The organism is Marinobacter algicola DG893 (genome assembly GCF_000170835.1).
GTDB lineage: Bacteria > Pseudomonadota > Gammaproteobacteria > Pseudomonadales > Oleiphilaceae > Marinobacter > Marinobacter algicola.
In genome coordinates this window covers 16096-31036 of sequence record NZ_ABCP01000021.1, presented here as the reverse complement: position 1 = coordinate 31036, position 14941 = coordinate 16096, and the positions used below count along the sequence as shown (strand labels likewise).

Below are 14941 nucleotides of genomic sequence, written 5' to 3'. Positions count from 1 at the left end.
TACAGCATGCTGGCTCAATGGTTCTGGAATACTCTCACATTCTTTGCGTATGGAAAATGGGCACACCAAAACTGACCATGCCCTGGCGGGCGGTTTCAGAGCAGCGGGCCGAGCAGCCGTATGGTGCGGCATGTCAACCGGAAGGCCACTGAGCGATCCCGATAGTCCCGTTCGGTCATCAGTCGACTGGTGGTGAGATCCTGTTCCAGCAGACTCTCAATGCCGTTCACAAACTCAACGGCGGTACTGATGGCGGTAATCTCGAAGTTCAGTCGCATCGAACGGTTGTCGAGGTTGGCGGTGCCGATGGCCGCGTAACGGTCATCCACCAATACGACTTTCTGATGCATAAAACCCGGCTGGTAGCGATAGATGCCAATGCCGGCACGGCATGCCTGTACCAGGTATGAGTAAGCAGCCAGCCGGATCAGGCGGCTGTCGGATTTCTCGGGGATAATGATTCGCACGTCCACACCCCGCAGGGATGCCAGTTGCAAGGCGTTCATGATCTGGACGTCGGGCACGAAATAGGGCGAGGCAATCCAGATTCGCGTGCGGGCATTGTTGATACAGTTGAGGAAAAACAGCGTGCAGGTTTCGTAGGTATCCGCCGGTCCGGTTGGCAGAATCAGGACTTCCTGATCACCAGGCGTCGGTTGGGAAGGCGTCCAGTTGAGCGTCGGGAAGTCCTCACTGGCCCAGTTCCAGTCTTCGAGCCAGGCCAGTTGCAGCCCGGTCACCGCTGGGCCGGTGATACGGCAGTGGCTGTCACGCCAGGGCTCCTCGCCCATGGCGGTGCCCAGGTACTCGTCACCGAGGTTGATGCCTCCGACAAATCCCACGTCACCATCACAGACCAGCAGTTTTCGATGATTGCGGAAGTTGACCTGTAGGCGCATGCGACGAAAATTGCCGTCCCCGAAGGAGGCAACCTTTGCTCCGGCGGCGGCCAGTTCCCTGAGATACTTCCGCGGTAGCCAGACACTGCCAATGTCGTCATAGAGGAACCAGACCTGAACGCCCTGGGCCAGCTTGCGCTTGAGGATCGACTTGATGCGTTGGCCGACCTTGTCGGAACGGACAATATAGAACTCCAGGAGAATGTAGTGTCGGGCGTTTTCCATGGCATCGAACAGCGCCTCAAAGGTGGCTTCACCATTTTTGAGGAGGTCGCATCTGTTCCCGGTGGTAAACGGCTGCCGGCCCAGTTTGCAGAGTACCTGAAGTTCGTCCGGAAAATGTTCATCGGCGCGTCTGCTGATCGCTGTCGTCTGCTGTTCGAAATGGTTGAGCAGTTCCGTCAGCGCGGCGTCGCCAGTGCGCTTGGCTCTGAGGTAGCCGCCGAACCGGTTGCGTCCGAACAACAGGAACATGGGAACGGCGATGTAGGGCAGGCCGATCAGCGCCAGAATCCAGGCGATCGCCCCTTGTGCCACGCGGTAGGTCATCAGTATCCGATAGATACAGGCAGCCGCAGCCAGGTAAATCAGGGCCAGTGCGAGGGGCAGCCACGGCACATCTGCGATGCTCATTCCGATGCGTCTCCATTGTCGATATCCAGGTGCCGGGCGCGGTACTGGACCGGTGCCATCCCGGTCCAGCGTTTGAACGCGCGGCTGAAGGCGCTGAGTTCGGAAAAGCCCAGCAGGAACGCGATTTCGCCCAGTGCGTAATGGTCCGACGCCACGTAGCGCATGGCTTTGTCCTTGCGGACTTCCTCCACCAGCTCGTGAAATCCAAGCCCTTCCTTTTTCAGCCGTCGATACAGGGTTTGCCGGCTCATGTGGCACTGTTTCGCCAGGGTGTCGGCGTCAATGCGGTCGGTGGACATCTGGCGTGAAATCAGTCGCCGGATCTTGCGGCCGAAGGTGCGCCTACTTTGCAGGCGGGCCAGCACTGCGTTGACCTGTTTCAGCACGGCGGAATAAACGTAGGGGTTGCGATGGGGGATCGGATGGCTCAGATGGCGGCTACTGAAGGCCAGGCGAGTTGCGCCACAGCCAAAAAACGCCGGGCCACCCAGTAATCGCTGGTATTCGCCGGCATAGTCTGGCTTCGGGTGGGCGATCTCAGCCCACTCGGCAACGATGGAGGGATGGATGAAATGCCGGGTGCGGCATAAAGCCGCCGCGAGCGTACGGTCCATATCCTGGCGACAGTAATGCCCCGGTGTATCCGCTTGCCAGGTCAGGATGGCCTGCTCGCCGGTTTGTTCAAAACTCAGGATCACCGATTCGTTGATCAACCGGTGCAGGCGAACATACTGGGTAACGGCTTCGCCGAGAGTGTCGCAGTTGAAGAACACATGGCCGACCAGGCCCATCCGGTCGGGATCGACGATCTGACCGGCATGGAGGCCAACAGCAGGGTCTCCGGTGACCTTTTCAGCATGCTCCCACAGGCGGTAATGGCGCTCGGCCGGAATGCGCAGGTCCGGGTCTGACAGTTCGCTCCTGTTGAACCCGGCTATGCGCTCAACAGCGGGGAGGTTCAGCACGCCCTGAGCATCCAGATAGTGGACCAGGGCCAGCGTGCTTGAGGCTGCAACCAGCGGCGATGTGGTGGCTTGTGCCTGGGGTGGGTTCACGGTCACCTATGTTTGATGGTTAACAGGAATTCATTGGTGCTGATACAAAATGTCAAACCTGTGGGACAGCCTGTCAACGGTTTGTTGTCCTGATAACGATAGCATTAAGTTATTGAGGATTCTCATCCGCACATCAAGTTTGGAGGTGTTTTCATGGAACTGGAAATCTTTGTGCCCCATAACGAGCTGGAGCGTTCCAACATTGCTGCTCTGGCTGAGTACCTGAACAGCATGTACTACTGCTGATCTGTTTCTGCGAACGTTTATGACCTGAGCCGGGGGAAACCCCGGCTTTTTTTTGTCTGAACTATCTGGCCGGTTGTCAGGCAAGCCTGCGGCTTGCCCTTGTGCCAATAACATTCGATGGTAATGTAGTCGGCTTAACGATAGCAGCCTGTTTTCACACGAATCTATCCGGCGACTCCAGGAGGTCCTGACCATGAGTGTTGAGCTCAATCACCGCATTACCGGCGACGGTCCGCCATTGATCCTTCTCCATGGCCTGTTTGGCTCGCTGGAAAACCTTGGGGGCATAACCCGTCGCCTGCAGGACCAGTGGCAGATTCATGCCCTGGATCAGCGCAATCACGGCGCTTCGCCCCATACCGATACTATGGATTACCCGGCGATGGCCAACGATGTGTTGGCTTACATGGACGCCCAGGGACTGGAAAAGGCGTCTATCCTGGGCCACTCCATGGGTGGCAAGACCGCGATGCAGGTGGCGCTGAAGGCTCCGGGGCGGGTTGAGCGGATTATCGTGGCGGATATCGCACCGGTGACCTATAAACCCCGTCATGATGCGGTGCTGGAGGGGTTGACCTCAGTGGATTTGGGCTCGATCCGCACGCGACAGGATGCCGACAGGGTGCTGGCGGACTATGTAGAGGAGCTCGGTGTCAGGCAGTTCCTGCTGAAGAACCTGGTGCGGGTGGGGGAGGACGAACAAAGCCAGCATCCTGGAGCATACCGCTGGCGGCTGAACCTGCCGGTGATCGAGCAATGTTACCCCCGCCTTGCGCAGGCACCGGAGGGGGACGGGCCGTTTGAAGGTCCGGTATTGTTTATCAAGGGGGCCGATTCGGCCTATATCCAGGAGAAACATCGCGACGACATCCGTCAGCGCTTTCCGGCAGCGGACTTACGAATCATCAACGGTACCGGGCACTGGCTGCACGCAGAGAAGCCCGATAGCTTTGCGGCATTGTGTCGTCGTTTCCTGACGGATTAGCACCGGATGGCGGCGGGTATCTGCCAGTTTAGCCGCTGGCGGGTGTCTGATAAGGTTACGGAATCGTATCTGACAGGAACAGGCATCTTCTATGAAGTGGCTTCTGGGCGCATTGCTGATTGGTTTTCTGGTGTTGGGTGGCTTCCTGTTGTCGCCATCTCCCATCAATAGTCAGTCCTGGAACGCCCCTTCGCCGCAGCCGTTGACCGGTAATCTGGCGCCCAACGAACGCCTGAGACTGGCAGATCTGCTGGCCCGGGGAGAGGTGTACGGCCCGGAAGACACCACGGTGGATGACGACGGTATTCTCTACACCGGCACGCAGGATGGCTGGATTGTCCGGGTCAGCCCGGATGGCCAGATGGAGAAGTGGCTGGAAACCGGAGGCCGGCCCCTGGGCATGGTGTTTGATCGTCACGGCAATCTCATCGTGGCGGATGCCTGGAAAGGGCTTCTCTCGATTGCGCCGGACAAGACCGTCACCGTGCTGACCCGCGAGGCGGAAGGCTTGCCTTTCCGTTTCACCGACGATGTGGATATTGCTCCAGACGGCCGCATTTACTTCACGGACGCCAGTTCACAATTCCGTCAACCAGAGTATCGGTTGGATCTGCTTGAGATGCGCCCCCACGGTCGCCTGCTGCGTTACGATCCTGCCACAGGTAAAACCGAGGTGTTGCTCAACAACCTGCATTTCGCCAACGGTGTGGCGGTGTCGCCCGACGGCGAGTACTTGTTGGTGAATGAAACCTGGAAGTATCGAATTCTCAAATACTGGATCGGTGGTCGCTATCCCGGGCAAGCGGAAGTGTTCGCCGATAACCTGCCTGGGTTCCCAGACAACCTGGCGGTCGACCACGAGGGCCGCTATTGGGTTGCGTTTCCCACGCTCCGGAATGCCCAGGTGGATGCCCTCCATCGGCAGCCATGGCTGAAAGACCTGCTGGCCAAGTTGCCGGACTACTTCAAGCCGAAGCCCCAGGAATATGGGCTTGTCGTGGCCATGGATGAGAATGGCGGCGTGATTACCAGCCTCCACGACACCAAGGGGACCCATCTGCAGGAGATTACGTCGGTCAATCCCCATGACGGTCACCTCTACTTTGGTTCACTTCACAACGATCGCATCGGCCGGCTAGCCTTGTCGGCTATTCCGGGGCTGGGAGACAGTAACAATGAGTGAGTTTGATCCGGTGAACTGGGATCTTCCCGAACCATTCACGATGACCATCGATGTCCGGGACGCGGACACCGACAGGCTCGGGCACGCCAACAATGTGGTGTACGTGCGCTGGCTTGAGGATATCAGCTGGCAGCACATTGATAGTCTGGGCATGACCTGGGAGCTGCATGAACAAACCGGAAAAGCCATGGCCATTACCCGTACCGAAATCGATTACCTGGCGTCCGCCAATGCCGGCGACCGGCTGGTGTTGGGCACATGGCTAACCGGGTTTGATGGACGCTTTCGCTCGGCGAGGCAATTCCAACTGGTGCGCGAATCCGATGGCAAGACCCTGGTGCGGGCGGTATCCACCCACGCCTGTGTCAGCATGAAGAGCCAGAGACCCTCACGGATGCCCGCCGAATACGCCGACATCCTCGGTGGCGCGATGGTGCCCGGTGGCCGTGGCTTTGATACCACCGGGTGAATTTCTGCTAGTCTGAACAGATGCCCCTGTCCTGTCCCTGAAGTTGTCTGGAGAGCCCCATGGAAAACACCGTTGATCCGAACTCTGGTAATGCCATGCGTCACGTGGTCTATGACCACTTCGGCGATACTGATGTACTGCGGATCGAAAGCTCCATCATTCCCGAACCGGGCGCCGAGGACGTGTTGCTTAAGGTGGCGGGCGCGGGGTTGAACCCCATCGACTGGAAGACGCGGAAAGGCCTCGGATTTGCTGCCCGGCAGATTGAAGACCACCTGCCGTGGACACCCGGCTACGATGTTTCCGGCGAAGTGATTGCGGTGGGTGCTGACGTGACGACGTTGGCGACAGGCGATCGGGTGATGGGCATGGTGGGCTTTCCGGCTGGCGGAGGAGGTTATGCCCAATACGCCGTGGCTCGCGCCGACGAGTTGGCCATTGTGCCGGAGGAACTGGACCTGATGACTGCCGGCGCTTTGCCGCTGGCCGCGCTGACGGCCTGGCAGGCACTGTTCGAAGTGGCAGAACTCGAGGCTGGCCAGAAAGTGCTGATTCACGCAGGTGCTGGCGGGGTCGGGCATTTTGCCGTGCAGTTTGCACTCGAACGGGGTGCCCATGTAATCGCCACCGCTTCAGCCAGTAATCGCGATTTCCTGGCGGCCTTCGGGGTCCATGAGGTGATCGATTACCACACCACTGACGTTGTAGACGAGTGCTATGGTCTGGACGTGGTGTTGGATCTGGTCGGCGGCGAAGCAGGCAAGCGTTCTCTGCACACTCTGAGCGAGCACGGTGTACTGGTCACAATTCCCACCGTGACGGCGGATGACATCATAACCGCGGCGGAGTCCCTTGGGCTGAGAGCCCATGGCATGACCGTCCGCCCCGATGTGTTTCATCTTGATGAGATCGCCGAACTGATTGAAGACGGTGACGTGCGTGTTCATATCGACAAGGCCTTCCCGCTGGATCAGGTCGCCGATGCCCACCGCTTGCTGGAGGGTGGGCACGTTCGGGGTAAACTGGTTCTGGACTGCGGGGCCCGCTGACGGGCTCTCAGGTTGGAGCGGGTTCCGGTGACTGTTCTGATGGCTGTTCCGGTGACTCCCCGGTATCCCGCTCCTTGCGTTCCTTCCTCGCCTGGGGTGGCACCAGGCTTACCAATGTCCAGTCTTTCTCGGGCTTGATGGCCGCCATGCTCTTGACCGGCGTGATGTGGTCACGGCTGTTCAGCACAAACAGCACCATCGCCTGACGATCGTATTTCTCCAGGAAATCCTCGAACGTAAATTCGTCGCTGAGCTGAGTGGTTTTCACCGAATAGTTCTGGCTGGCCAGACTGGCGAGCTTGGCATAGCTCACGCCGCCAAAGAGCCCTCTCGTAAGCTGTATTTTCTCGGCGGTCTGGTGTCGGGCTTTCTGGTCCTGATCACCTTCGGCCAAGGTCAGCACAGAGTCTTTTCCGAACCAGTCCAGGAAGTGGTAGGTCGCCAGGGAATTCATGTGCTTGTAGGGGGAAATAACCAGTAAATTACCAATGCCAGTGAGATCCAGGTGAGTCGACGCATGCTCTGACACCGGGTTGCCGAAATACACCTGCAGGTTTTCCATGCGCGCCTGTTTGACGTTCTCCCAGTTGGTATCCGCCAGGGTAACGGGGACCTCAAGCTTCTTCAGCGCCACGCCGATTTTTCGGGCCACCGGGTTGGCACCGAGAATCAGGAAGCCGTATTCCGCCGGCTCGGCGACCTTCAGCAGCCTCGCCAGTGGCCTTGCGGTAAGGCTCTGCAGGGTGACCGTGGCGATGATCAGCATGAATATGAGTGGCACCAGCGCCCCGGCGCTTTCGTAGCCCAGTTTCTGCAATTGAAACGCAAACAGGGCGGATACGGCAGCGGCCACAATGCCACGGGGAGCGATCCAGCTCAGGAACAGCTTGTCGCGCCAGTTGAGACTGGTGCCAATGGCCGACAGGAAGATGCTTGCCGGGCGTGCGACCAGCATCAGCAGCGCCAATACGGCCACCAGCCCCCAGCCCAGTTGAGCGATGGCTTCGAACTCCACCCGTGCCGCCAGGATGATGAAGAGAGCGGAGATCAGCAGCACGCTCAGGGATTCCTTGAATTCCAGGATGCTGTCGATGGGGACCTGCTTCATATTGGCCATCCAGATGCCCATCACGGTGACCGTCAGCAGGCCGGACTCGTGGGCCATCTCATTCGACAGGGCATAGACCCCGAGCATGAACGTCAGGGTGCCGGCGTTGTGAAGGTATTGCGGCAGCAGGTGCTTGCGCAGCGCAATACCGTTCAGCCAGCCTGCGACAGCGCCAATCAGGAAGCCCACCGCCAGGGTCTTGCCAAAAATATACAGCGAATGACTGAACACGTTGCCCTGGCCCCAGGACACAATGCCCTCGAATACCAGCACCGCCAGCAGGGCGCCCACTGGGTCGATGATGATGCCCTCCCAGCGCAGAATGTTGGCCAGTTTTGCATCCGGTCTCACGGATCGGAGCAGAGGGGCGATGACGGTAGGGCCGGTGACGATGGAAATGGCGCCAAACAGGAGCGCCACCTCCCATGACACTTCAAGAATCCAGCGGGCGGCGAGAGTGCCGATGATACAGGTGACAATGGAGCCGACGGGAATCAGGTTGCGGACCATCTTGCCATGGCCGCGGATTTCGTCGTAGCGGAGGGTCAGGCTGCCTTCAAACAGGATGATGGCAACGGCCAGGGAGATGACCGGGAACAGCAGGTCTCCAAACACGATTTCGGGGTCCAGAAATCCTAGCAGCGGCCCTGCGGCAATGCCTCCGGCCAGCAGGAACAGGATGGCAGGCATGCGAACCCGCCAGGCAAGCCATTGGCAAAACAGCGAGAGCACACCGATACAGGCAAGGAGAAAGACAGTGCTGACAGTCATAAAGGGGTCAGTTCCGTTGAAGTATGGGTTTAATTCTGTAGTCCCGCAGGGAAGTCTGCTGTCTTATCTGAATTGGCCTTGCGCGACAGGCGAGCCAGCAACCGCGCCGCCGCAAAGAAGCCAAAACTGGCTGTGACGGGGCTGGCAGCGCCAAACCCGGAGGCGCAATCCAAACGGACCGGGCCCTCGGTGGCAGGCTTCTGCAGGCAAACCTCTCCGTCCCCTGCAGGATACGTGAGCTGTTCCAGGGAGTACACGGCTTCAATTCCGAAACGCCGTTTGGGGTTGCGTGAGAAACCGTACTCCCGACGGAGTGTATTACGAACCTTGGCCAACAACGGATCCTGTGTGGTTTTGCTCAGGTCACTGACGCGGATCTGGGTAGGGTCCATCTGACCGCCAGCGCCGCCGGCACACACCAACGGAATCTTGCGCCGCTGGCAGTGTGCGATCAGCCCGGCCTTGGCTTTGACACTGTCGATGGCATCGACCACCCCTGACATCTCCGGGGTAATCAGTTCATCGACGTTTTTCGTGTTCAGGAATCCGAAATGAACCCGAATGTCACCCTCCGGGTTGATCGACCGCAGACGGTCTGCCATGGCGTCCGTCTTGGTGCGCCCGTACTGCCCGGTAAGCGCGTGGAGCTGGCGATTGGTGTTGGACACGCAGATATCGTCCATATCGATCAGCGTCAAGGTGCCGATTCCGGAGCGGGCAAGGGCTTCTGCCGCCCAGGACCCCACGCCACCGAGTCCGACGATGGCAATATGAGCGTGACGGAAGTGCTCCAGGGCCCGGCGGCCATAGAGTCGTTCGATACCACCGAAGCGGAAATGAAAATCGTCGCCCGTCATGCTGCATCTCCGGAGAAAAGTCACGATTGTAACCCAGCCCGGCTGGCTGTCTCTAATCAGTAACCGGATATCGTATCCACGGATTGAGATGAGCAGGCATAAAAAAGGCCACGCAAGAGCGTGGCCTGTAAGCAAGTGCCCAACCCGACGGGGGATGGGCCGGACTAGTTCAGAGACACTAATCAACGTAATCAGTATCGTTTATCAACGTGTCGTCCGGAAGGTCACAAGCTGACAAAGGCCGGTCATTTTCGGCCAAGTCTTCGGTAGGTCGGTCCGCTGACGAAAGCGCTCGTACTTGTAGGACAAGCGAAATATTTTTGGACGACAGTGAGACACGGAGGAAGTGTATGAAGTGGGTGTTGATCGCTGGCATCTCGGGCGCTATTGGACACGCCCTTGCCGAGAGGCTGCTGGAGCAGGATGCCGAGTTGTCGATCGTGGGATTGTGCCGTAACCCATCGGCAGTCGATGTCGGCGCTGGAATAGGGGATCGGGTCCAACTGATTCCCTGGGACGCGTCCAGATCAGACGATGCGGAGACTCTGGCCGAGCGGCTTTCGGTTGCGGTGCCGGCAGAGACCGGGATCGACACGGTGATATACGCTGCGGGGATTCTCCATGGTCCGGACATGAGCCCGGAAAAGCGACTGGAAGATCTGGATGCACGAGCCTTTGCCCACGCCTTTGCCGTGAATGCCACGGGCTTTGCGATGCTGATGCGGGCAATTTCGCCCTGGCTGCGCCATCGGCGATTCAAACGCGTCCTGGCCATATCTGCCAAAGTGGGTTCGATTTCTGACAATGGATTCGGAGGCTGGTACGCCTATCGAAGTTCCAAGGCGGCGTTGAATATGCTGGTGCGCAACCTGGCTATTGAGTTACCGCGGAAATATCATCCTCTGGCCTGCGTCGCGGTACACCCGGGAACGACAATCTCACCCCTGAGTGAGCCATTCACCCGGTCACTGGCACAACTGAGGGTCCATCAGCCAAAGCAGACAGCGGACAATATCCTTCGTGTTGCAGGGAATCTGACTGAAGATGACAACGGAGCCTTCCTGAGTTGGGATGGTTCCGTCATTCCATGGTAAGCAGGGTTGGTGTTACGGGAGTGACTGAGGCGGGGCCCCGCCTCAGCGTATAAAGGGGTTTAATAAGCGAGTGAACGTACCGGTCAATTTAACCGGCGCGCTGAGCACGGATAGGGTGATGCAGTCTTCGCAGCCAACGGCCACCGGTTTGTGCTCGTCCTCCTGATTGAGCACCACGAAGTCCCACTGGTTGAACACACCCTTCTGGTCCGAGAACGCACCCTGGAGAACAATTGTGGTTTCGCTCCCTCTGTGGGTATGCGCGGGGGCCTTCCCGCCGGCTGCCAGCTTCTGGAGGACCACCTGCTCGTTCTGGCCGGGAAACCGTTCGCTGATGTCCAGCACACTGACATCGCCGAGCTGACGTTTCCAGGGCAGTGCGTTGAGATCGTCGCCCAACAACTTTTGAAGTGGGCTCATGCGCTTGGCTTGTGTGCTGATGTAGGTCTCCGTCATGTCAGGCTCGCTGTCTATGCGTGACAGGATAGCGTCAAACATGTCCGATGAAACGCCAACTTGGGGCTGACTTTCCATCATTACGGCACCAAGGCTGTCGAGCGTATCCACGCGGCTGCGACAATGGGGGCACTGGTCCAGATGGAGACGAATGCACAGCGCGTGGGGCTCACTGAGGTTGCCCGCGCTGAATTCCATCAGGGTAAGCGTGTCTGGATGGTGCCGTGTCATACGTTCTGGTCCTGCAAAATCACTTTCAATTTATTCAGTGCCAGGCGTACCCGACTTTTTACCGTGCCTAGCGGAATGTTGAGTTCGTCCGCCACCATCTGGTGTGACTTGCTTTCCATGTAGACTTTGGCGATTACCGTAATCTGTTCTTCCGGAAGGTGACTAAGGGACTCACGCACGCGACGTTCTGACATCAGGCGGTGCAGCGACGTGACCGGTTCGTCTTCGTTGTCGCCGGGAATCTGCCACAGATCTTCCGTTTCAACGGGCATCTCCGCACTTGTGCGCTTCATCTTGCGCAGCATGTCAATGCGTTGATTACGAGCGATGGTGAAGATCCAGGTCGACGCGGCTGCTTTTCGCCAGTCGTAGAGACATGAGCGGCGCCAAATTGACACAAAGACTTCTTGCACCAGCTCTTCAGCGTGACTCGCCATGCCGTTGGCCATTGCGTAGTACTTGATCTGGGGACCAAAGTGCTCGAACAGAGCATGATAGGCCTGCCGGTCCTGATTCTTTCCCACTTTCTCCAGTAGCTGGCTCCAAGGGTCCTTGCGGCCCTCAGCCCGTGCTGGTTTCTGATCCAGTGTGGACACCGGACGCTCCTTGACAGTCGCATGATTTGGCATTGTTGTGTTCATCATTCTATGCACTCGCCCCGGGTTTGTCAGTCATCTTATATACGGGGGGGCTGGACAGCTGGATCTGCGTTCACCTGCGATTTTCATTCTGGCTTCGCCGCCGCCGGGTGTCGTCGGCAGGGAGATTGCCGACCGCTACCATCACGGCTACTCTTTTGCAGGTATTTATTCAGGAACGCTTGAACAACATGAATGCTCCCGGAAAGACTGGCAATCTGCCTGTTATTCGCGCTCACTACGCCGATATCCTTTGTCAGTTGGCGGAAGAAAAGGGTGCTGCGCGTCCCGAACTGCTGCGCTCGGCTGATATCCGCCCGGCCATGTTGGGGCACCCGGACAACTTCATCACCGTGGCACAGTTCAGTAGTCTTTGTCGCTCGGCATTGGCGCTGAGTCGCGATCCGGCCCTGGGGCTGGAGTATGGCAAGCGCCTGAAGTTCACTACCCACGGTTCGCTGTCACAGGCCGCCATCAGCTGTGACAACATTGGCCAGGCGCTTGCGGTGCTGATCAAGTATTTCCGTATCCGGTTCGTGTATATGAATCTGAGCTTCTTCACCGAGGGCAGCGACGCTGTGCTGCAACTCGATATCATGCACGCTCTGGATGACCTGCATCGGTTCAATGCAGAAGTGGTGCTGGCCTCGTTGATGGATGTGAACCTGCTCTTGTTCGGGCGCCGCCTGCTTGAGGGTGGAAGTTGTCGACTGAATTATCCGCCACCGGAATATGCCCCAGCCTATGAGTCGCTGTTCGGTAACCGTATCCGATTCGACGCCGGCGCCAATCAGCTCCGTTTTCGCAAGGAATTTCTGGAACTGCCAATTTCCCTGTCCAATCCTGTAGCGCGTCGGGTAGCAGAAGCGCAATGCCAGGAGGAAATGCGATCGCTGGAAGCGACCACATCGATTCCCGAGCGTGTGGGGCGGTTGCTGGAATCGGTACGGGATGGCCGGCTACCGGGTATTGATTCCGTGGCGGCGCAACTGGGTGTGTCACCCAGGACGCTGCGCCGTCAGCTCAGCGCCGAAGGCCTGAAGTTTCAGGGTATCCTTGATGACATCCGCCACCGACGTTCCCTGGAGCTGCTTCGGCGCACCGACCTCGGGATCGATGACATTGCCTATCGCCTGGGGTATAGCGACCCGTCCAATTTTGGCCGGGCCTTCCGCAAGTGGGAGGGGTTGTCGCCATCAGCCTGGCGCGCAAGCAAGGCCTGATCGGGGTTATTCTTCCAGATAGGTATAGCCGCCAAGGCCGTTTTCCAGTTCTTTCAGCAGATTGTTCTGTACGTCGTCCGGCAGTTCGCTGGCAGCAAATTTCCGCTGATAGGCGCGGAGCAGGGCAGTGGGTTCAAAGTTCACATACTGCAGTACCTTGGCCACGGTGTCGCCATGGATTGGCTCACTCACGGTATGACCACCGCCGGGATTGCGTCGCACATCCACCGAATGGGTGTCGCCGAACAGGTTGTGCATATCACCGAGGATTTCCTGATAGGCACCGGTCATGAAAAAGCCCATCAGCATGGGTTCTTCCGGGGCTTCTTCAGGCAGTGGGAAGGTGGTTTCGATACCCTGGCCGTCCACGTATCGATCAATTCGCCCATCGGAGTCACAGGTAATATCCTGGATGACCGCACGACGGGTAAGGGGACGATTCAGTCCATTCACCGGCATGATCGGGAAAATCTGATCAATACCCCACACGTCTGGCAGCGACTGGAACAGCGAAAAGTTCACGAAGAGCTTCTCCGCCAGTTTTTCATTGAGCTCGTCAATGATCTCCCGGTGCGCGCGATTCGCGGAGTTCAGCTGTTTTCTCAGCGCCCGACAGCAGGTGGTGTAGAGCGTTTCCGCCCGGGCGCGGTCCGCCAGTGACAAAAGGCCGTGCGCGAATTGGGTGTGGACATCCGCCATGGCGTGGAGCACGTCGTGGTAGATCTCAGCCAGGGAACGGCGCGACGCCTTATCCCGCAGGCTTTCCAGGTCGCGCCACAGATCCTGCAGCGGTGCCGGCGCATCACTGACCGGTTGCTCGGGTGGGCGCTTGTCGGGCACCTCCCGGTCAATCACATTGGTCACAAGCACCGAGTGATGAGCCGTCAGCGCACGGCCGGATTCGCTGATCAGGTTGGGGTGGGGAATGCCCGCCCGATCGCACTCCGATTGCAGGATATGAATCACGTTGTACGCGTATTCGTGCACGCTGTAGTTCATCGAACAACTGCTGCGTGAGCGGGTGCCCTCGTAGTCCACGCCGAGCCCACCGCCAATATCGACCGTGCCTACGGGTGCACCCATGTGGCGCAATTCACTGTAGAAACGGGCGCACTCGCGCAGCCCGGTCTGGATGTCACGGATATTGGCAATCTGCGATCCCAGGTGAAAATGCAGCAACTGAAGGGATTCCAGGGCCCCGGCACGGTGCAGGGTCTCGACCACATCCAGTACCTGGCTGGCGGACAGGCCGAATTTCGACTTTTCACCTCCGGTGTTCTGCCAGTTGCCCTTGCCGATGGTCGCCAGCCGGGCGCGCACGCCAATCAAGGGTGTCACTCCAAGGCGGCGAGCCTCTTCGAGAATGAGCGGCAGCTCTGATTGTTTTTCCACCACAATGAATACCCGGTGCCCCAGCTTCTGCCCGATCAGGGCCAGCCGGATATATTCGCGGTCCTTGTAACCATTGCAGACAATCACCGACTCCTGCTGGCGCGACAGTGCCAGAACCGCCATTAGCTCCGGTTTGCTGCCGGCTTCGAGGCCAATCTGGTTGTCGCTGGCGGCCGGTTCGGCGCAGAGCAGTTCCTCAACCACCCGGCGCTGCTGGTTGACCTTGATCGGGTAGACGGCGGTGTAGCCTCCCTGGTAGCCGTGTTCACGAGCGACCTTGTTGAACGCGCCACACAGCTTGTTGACCCGATCATGGAGGATATCGGTAAAGCGGATTAACACCGGAAGCTGAACCCCCTCACTGACCAGGGAGCGGGTAAGGTCGGGCAGGTTTATGTCCTCGCCGCTGTGTCCCCGGTCGGGTCTTATCAGTACCTCGCCACGGGCATTCACATCGATATAGCCATCGCTCCAGTGGGCGATGTTGTACACCTTGTGGGCGGCGCTGAGGGTTGGTTCACTCATGGGGCTTTCCTGTGCTGAGTCCTTAGCCGGCAACGGGCCAGCCTATGGCGCTCATTGTATGGATTCCGCCGCCTCGCTAAAAGAACAACACCCGAAAAACAAGGCCCGGAAGTAATGATAGTCCTTT

The 14941-nt window shown here is 58.5% G+C and carries 13 protein-coding genes; 6 read left to right on the top strand and 7 right to left on the bottom strand.

Annotated features, from left to right (window positions below; all coding sequences use genetic code 11):
* Positions 1 to 95: 95 nt before the first annotated feature.
* Positions 96 to 1532, bottom strand: a complete 1437-nt coding sequence (gene cls / locus MDG893_RS13220; RefSeq protein ID WP_007154295.1) for a cardiolipin synthase — start codon at positions 1530 to 1532, stop codon at positions 96 to 98.
* Positions 1529 to 2593 carry an AraC family transcriptional regulator gene (locus tag MDG893_RS13215; protein WP_007154294.1) on the bottom strand — a complete coding sequence of 355 codons (1065 nt, stop codon included), beginning with the start codon at positions 2591 to 2593 and terminating at the stop codon, positions 1529 to 1531. The genes cls and MDG893_RS13215 overlap by 4 nt, the downstream gene beginning before the upstream one ends.
* Before the next feature lie 433 nt (positions 2594 to 3026).
* On the opposite strand from MDG893_RS13215, the gene MDG893_RS13210 reads away from it, so the two are divergent.
* From MDG893_RS13210 to MDG893_RS13195, 4 genes are all read left to right on the top strand, one after another.
* Positions 3027 to 3818 carry an alpha/beta fold hydrolase gene (locus tag MDG893_RS13210; protein ID WP_007154292.1) on the top strand — a complete coding sequence of 264 codons (792 nt, stop codon included), beginning with the start codon at positions 3027 to 3029 and terminating at the stop codon, positions 3816 to 3818.
* A gap of 91 nt (positions 3819 to 3909) precedes the next feature.
* Positions 3910 to 5001: an SMP-30/gluconolactonase/LRE family protein gene (locus MDG893_RS13205; RefSeq protein WP_007154291.1), complete on the top strand. Its 1092-nt coding sequence runs from the start codon at positions 3910 to 3912 to the stop codon at positions 4999 to 5001.
* Positions 4994 to 5470: an acyl-CoA thioesterase gene (locus tag MDG893_RS13200; protein WP_007154290.1), complete on the top strand. Its 477-nt coding sequence runs from the start codon at positions 4994 to 4996 to the stop codon at positions 5468 to 5470. Before MDG893_RS13205 ends, MDG893_RS13200 begins: the two co-directional genes overlap by 8 nt.
* 59 nt (positions 5471 to 5529) lie before the next feature.
* Positions 5530 to 6519: an NADP-dependent oxidoreductase gene (locus MDG893_RS13195; protein WP_007154289.1), complete on the top strand. Its 990-nt coding sequence runs from the start codon at positions 5530 to 5532 to the stop codon at positions 6517 to 6519.
* A gap of 7 nt (positions 6520 to 6526) precedes the next feature.
* Here the strand turns inward: MDG893_RS13195 and MDG893_RS13190 are convergent, their stop codons facing one another.
* Together MDG893_RS13190 and tcdA are read right to left on the bottom strand one after the other, a co-directional pair.
* Positions 6527 to 8398, bottom strand: coding sequence for a cation:proton antiporter (locus MDG893_RS13190; protein ID WP_007154288.1), 1872 nt, complete (start codon positions 8396 to 8398; stop codon positions 6527 to 6529).
* A gap of 29 nt (positions 8399 to 8427) precedes the next feature.
* On the bottom strand, positions 8428 to 9255 hold the full coding sequence (gene tcdA, locus MDG893_RS13185) for a tRNA cyclic N6-threonylcarbamoyladenosine(37) synthase TcdA (protein WP_007154287.1): 828 nt from the start codon (positions 9253 to 9255) through the stop codon (positions 8428 to 8430).
* A 350-nt stretch (positions 9256 to 9605) separates the two neighbouring features.
* On the opposite strand from tcdA, the gene MDG893_RS13180 reads away from it, so the two are divergent.
* Positions 9606 to 10349 carry an SDR family NAD(P)-dependent oxidoreductase gene (locus MDG893_RS13180; protein WP_007154286.1) on the top strand — a complete coding sequence of 248 codons (744 nt, stop codon included), beginning with the start codon at positions 9606 to 9608 and terminating at the stop codon, positions 10347 to 10349.
* A gap of 42 nt (positions 10350 to 10391) precedes the next feature.
* Here the strand turns inward: MDG893_RS13180 and MDG893_RS13175 are convergent, their stop codons facing one another.
* Together MDG893_RS13175 and MDG893_RS13170 are read right to left on the bottom strand one after the other, a co-directional pair.
* On the bottom strand, positions 10392 to 11036 hold the full coding sequence (locus MDG893_RS13175; RefSeq protein WP_007154285.1) for a ChrR family anti-sigma-E factor: 645 nt from the start codon (positions 11034 to 11036) through the stop codon (positions 10392 to 10394).
* Complete coding sequence (locus tag MDG893_RS13170; RefSeq protein ID WP_007154284.1) at positions 11033 to 11632, bottom strand: sigma-70 family RNA polymerase sigma factor; 600 nt, start codon at positions 11630 to 11632, stop codon at positions 11033 to 11035. The genes MDG893_RS13175 and MDG893_RS13170 overlap by 4 nt, the downstream gene beginning before the upstream one ends.
* A 233-nt stretch (positions 11633 to 11865) precedes the next feature.
* On the opposite strand from MDG893_RS13170, the gene MDG893_RS13165 reads away from it, so the two are divergent.
* Positions 11866 to 12897: an AraC family transcriptional regulator gene (locus MDG893_RS13165; RefSeq protein WP_040474598.1), complete on the top strand. Its 1032-nt coding sequence runs from the start codon at positions 11866 to 11868 to the stop codon at positions 12895 to 12897.
* A 6-nt stretch (positions 12898 to 12903) separates the two neighbouring features.
* Here MDG893_RS13165 and speA read toward each other — a convergent pair whose 3' ends face one another.
* Positions 12904 to 14814 carry a biosynthetic arginine decarboxylase gene (gene speA / locus MDG893_RS13160; protein ID WP_007154282.1) on the bottom strand — a complete coding sequence of 637 codons (1911 nt, stop codon included), beginning with the start codon at positions 14812 to 14814 and terminating at the stop codon, positions 12904 to 12906.
* Between the last annotated feature and the right edge of the window lie 127 nt (positions 14815 to 14941).